Origin of the sequence: Streptomyces sp. NPDC056948 (assembly GCF_042674225.1) — a bacterium.
In the GTDB taxonomy this organism is placed as follows: Bacteria; Actinomycetota; Actinomycetes; order Streptomycetales; family Streptomycetaceae; genus Streptomyces; species Streptomyces purpurascens.
This window is the reverse complement of record NZ_JBHUQX010000645.1, coordinates 1-3,494: the sequence shown is the minus strand read 5'-3', so window position 1 is coordinate 3,494 and position 3,494 is coordinate 1. Positions and strand designations below refer to the sequence as shown.

Here is a 3,494-nt window from a genome sequence, read left to right as displayed (position 1 = left end):
GTGGCGCTGTTCCCGGCGCCCGTGTGGGGGTGTTGGCGGGCCGTTTACTTTTCAAGGAGCGGGCCCGCCTTTGCGTGGGTGAGAGGATCCTGGGGTGAGTGACGAAGTGGCGGCCGGTCGCATTCGGGTGCGGCTTGATCTGTCGTACGACGGGAGTGAGTTCTCCGGGTGGGCCAAGCAGGCCGGGGGGCGGCGGACCGTGCAGGGGGAGATCGAGGACGCGCTGCGGACCGTGACGCGGTCGCGGGAGACGTACGAGCTGACCGTGGCGGGGCGTACCGATGCCGGGGTGCATGCCCGGGGGCAGGTCGCCCATGTCGATCTGCCGCGGGAGGTCTGGGCCGAGCACCATCAGAAGCTGCTGAAGCGGCTCGCAGGGCGGCTGCCCCGGGACGTACGGGTCTGGGCCCTCAGAGAGGCGCCCAGTGGCTTCAACGCCCGATTCTCGGCTGTCTGGAGGCGGTACGCGTACCGGGTCACCGACAACCCCGGAGGCGTCGACCCGCTGCTGCGCAGCCATGTGCTGTGGCACGACTGGCCGCTGGACGTCGACGCCATGAACGAGGCCGCGCGGCGGCTGCTCGGGGAGCACGACTTCGCCGCCTACTGCAAGAAGCGGGAGGGCGCGACGACGATCCGTACGCTCCAGGAGCTGAGTCTCGTGAAGGGCGACGACGGGATCATCACCGCGACCGTGCGGGCCGACGCCTTCTGCCACAACATGGTGCGCTCGCTCATCGGGGCGCTGCTGTTCGTGGGCGACGGGCACCGGCCGCCGGACTGGCCGGGGAAGGTGCTGGCGGCCGGCGTCCGGGACTCGGCCGTGCACGTCGTACGGCCGCACGGGCTGACGCTTGAGGAGGTCGGCTACCCGGCCGACGAACTGCTGGCCGCGCGCAACAAGGAGGCGCGGAACAAGCGGTCGCTGCCGCCGGCCGGGTGCTGCTGACGGCTATTCGCCGGCCGCGGCCGATGCCTGGGCCTCGCCGCGGCGGCGGATCTGGTTGAACGTGAACTGCTGGAGGTTGTCGCCGGTGGCGAACACCTCGGTGTCCTTCTCCGTCACGTCCTTGCCGTTGGTGAAGCCGGCGTTGGTGAAGTAGGCGTAGCGGCCGTAGGAGTTGCTGGTCGTGCGGCAGAACCCGGCCTCGCAGAAGGGCTTCACGCCGCCGCCGGCGAGCGACTTCACGAAGCTCTTCTTGTTGGTCTGGGTCTTGGCCTTGAGGGCCTGCGCCTCGGTGTCGAAGACGGCCACGCCGACCGTCACCGCGATGCCGTCCTTGGAGTAGGTGACTCGTATCAGGCGGGTGCAGTCGTTCGCCTTGAGGACCTTGGGCAGCGAGCCGCCCGCCGCCGTGCCGCAGCTCCTGGTGTCGGCCGTGGGGCCCTTCTTGTAGACCGTCTCGCCCATGGTGAGCTGGGTGCCGGGGAAGAGGGTGTCCGGGCCGAGCGGAGCCTTGTCCTTCTTCGCGCTGGCGACGAAGTCCTTCGGGTCCAGTGGGGGCGGGGCGCTGGTCGGGGCGAACGACGGGCCGGTGGGCGACCCGCTCGGGATGTCCGCGGAGGGCAGGGAGGCCGGGTTGTTCGCCTGGTTGTCGCCGTTGGCCGAGACCACGGCGACCGCGACGGCGGCACCGATCGCGACGGTGGCGACCGCGCCGCCGCCGACCAGCAGCAGCCGGCGTCGTTTGTTACGTGACTCGGACGCCTCGGCGAGCGCGGCCCAGTCCGGAGACTGGCCTCCGCCCCCGCTGTTCCAGGGCTGCTGCGACTGCGGTTTCCAGGGATCCCACTGGGACTGGGGTCCCCCCTGCCCATAGCTCATGGGGCGCATCTTAGACGGGACATGGGGTGTGCTGGTCCGCCTGGATCGGCCTCGCAGCCCATAGCGTTCCTCCCATGCGGACGGGCAAAGGCGACATCTCCGGGCGGTTGGGGCGACTCGTGAGCCGGAGTCTGTGGGTGGGGTCCCTGCGGGTGCTGGTGGCCGTCGCGCTGCTGGTGTGCCTGCTGTCGTGGCCGTCGGTCGGGCTGCCGGCGGGGCTCGCGGTGCTGCGGGCGTACCGTCGTCCGCGCGGGGGCGGATCCGTGCTGCGGTGGGGCGTCGCGGTGGTCGTCGATGTGCTGCTGTCGTCGGTGTTTCCGTATGTGCGGCCGGTTCGTCGCAGGGCTCTGAGGAGGGCTGTCACGCTGTGTGCGGGCCTGTGCGTCTGCGTGTTCGACCGTCGACGATGATCCCGCGTTTTGACCCTTGTGGTGAGCACCGGTATTCTGCTTGTTCGTTGTGTATTGGCTTGCTCATTCTCACGGGACGGGCCCTTACACCGGTCCGCCGGGCCGATGACCAGCGACCAGCACGCGGTTTGCGTCACCGCAGTGCGGTCAAGGCTGTCGTGATCGTTTCGGTGACCTGTTATGGACCATTCACTCGAAGCGAAGGCTACGAACCGTGCGTACGTACAGCCCCAAGCCCGGCGATGTGACGCGCCAGTGGCACGTCATCGACGCCCAGGACGTTGTCCTGGGTCGTCTCGCCACCACCGCAGCGACCCTCCTCCGGGGCAAGCACAAGCCGATCTACGCCCCCCACGTCGACGCTGGTGACTTCGTCATCATCATCAACGCGGACAAGGTGCACCTGTCCGGCAACAAGCGGACCCAGAAGATGGCGTACCGCCACTCCGGTTACCCGGGTGGTCTGCGCTCCGTCCGTTACGACGAGCTGCTGGACAAGAACCCCGAGAAGGCCGTCGAGAAGGCCGTCAAGGGCATGCTCCCCAAGAACTCCCTGGGCCGTCAGATGCTCTCGAAGCTGAAGGTCTACAAGGGTGACCAGCACCCGCACGGCGCGCAGCAGCCGCAGCCGTACGAGATCACCCAGGTCGCGCAGTAAGTCCGGCCACACCCCCTAAGACTGAACAGAATCTGAGGAGCATCGTGGCCGAGACCACTGCCGAGCAGCCGCTCGAAGAAGTTGACATCGACAGCTACACCACCGAGTCCGAGGTTCCGGTGGAGGGTGAGTACACCTCCGAGTCCCTCGCCTCGCGTTTCGGTGAGCCCCAGCCGGCCGCCGGCCTGGGCCGTCGCAAGAACGCCATCGCCCGTGTCCGGATCGTCCCGGGCACCGGCAAGTGGAAGATCAACGGTCGCACCCTCGAGGACTACTTCCCGAACAAGGTGCACCAGCAGGAAGTCAACGAGCCCTTCAAGGTGCTCGAGCTCGACGACCGCTACGACGTCGTCGCCCGCATCTCCGGTGGCGGTGTCTCCGGTCAGGCCGGTGCGCTCCGTCTCGGTGTCGCCCGTGCGCTGAACGAGGCGGACGTCGACAACAACCGCGGCCCGCTGAAGAAGGCCGGCTTCCTCAAGCGCGACGACCGTGCGGTCGAGCGCAAGAAGGCCGGTCTGAAGAAGGCCCGCAAGGCCCCGCAGTACAGCAAGCGCTAAACGCGTCCGCTGTCTTTGCTTCGATCGCCCCGGCGGCTCGAAGG

General features: G+C 68.4%; 5 protein-coding genes. 4 read left to right on the top strand and 1 reads right to left on the bottom strand.

Annotated features, from left to right (window positions below; translation table 11 throughout):
- Positions 1 to 94 precede the first annotated feature (94 nt).
- Positions 95 to 949, top strand: a complete 855-nt coding sequence (gene truA / locus ACFTZL_RS42800) for a tRNA pseudouridine(38-40) synthase TruA (protein WP_382595395.1) — start codon at positions 95 to 97, stop codon at positions 947 to 949.
- Between the two features lie 3 nt (positions 950 to 952).
- On the opposite strand, the gene ACFTZL_RS42795 is transcribed toward truA, so the two are convergent.
- Positions 953 to 1,825, bottom strand: coding sequence for a hypothetical protein (locus ACFTZL_RS42795; protein ID WP_382595392.1), 873 nt, complete (start codon positions 1,823 to 1,825; stop codon positions 953 to 955).
- 74 nt (positions 1,826 to 1,899) lie between these two features.
- On the opposite strand from ACFTZL_RS42795, the gene ACFTZL_RS42790 reads away from it, so the two are divergent.
- The 3 genes from ACFTZL_RS42790 (at position 1,900) to rpsI (ending at position 3,450) form a co-directional block, all read left to right on the top strand.
- Positions 1,900 to 2,235 (top strand): hypothetical protein, encoded by a 336-nt coding sequence (locus ACFTZL_RS42790; protein ID WP_382595389.1) that lies wholly within the window; start codon positions 1,900 to 1,902, stop codon positions 2,233 to 2,235.
- Between the two features lie 214 nt (positions 2,236 to 2,449).
- Positions 2,450 to 2,893 carry a 50S ribosomal protein L13 gene (gene rplM, locus ACFTZL_RS42785; RefSeq protein WP_003992380.1) on the top strand — a complete coding sequence of 148 codons (444 nt, stop codon included), beginning with the start codon at positions 2,450 to 2,452 and terminating at the stop codon, positions 2,891 to 2,893.
- Between the two features lie 44 nt (positions 2,894 to 2,937).
- The gene (gene rpsI, locus ACFTZL_RS42780; RefSeq protein WP_184591418.1) at positions 2,938 to 3,450 is read left to right on the top strand and encodes a 30S ribosomal protein S9; all 513 of its coding nucleotides are present in this window, start codon (positions 2,938 to 2,940) and stop codon (positions 3,448 to 3,450) included.
- The last annotated feature ends 44 nt before the right edge of the window (positions 3,451 to 3,494 follow it).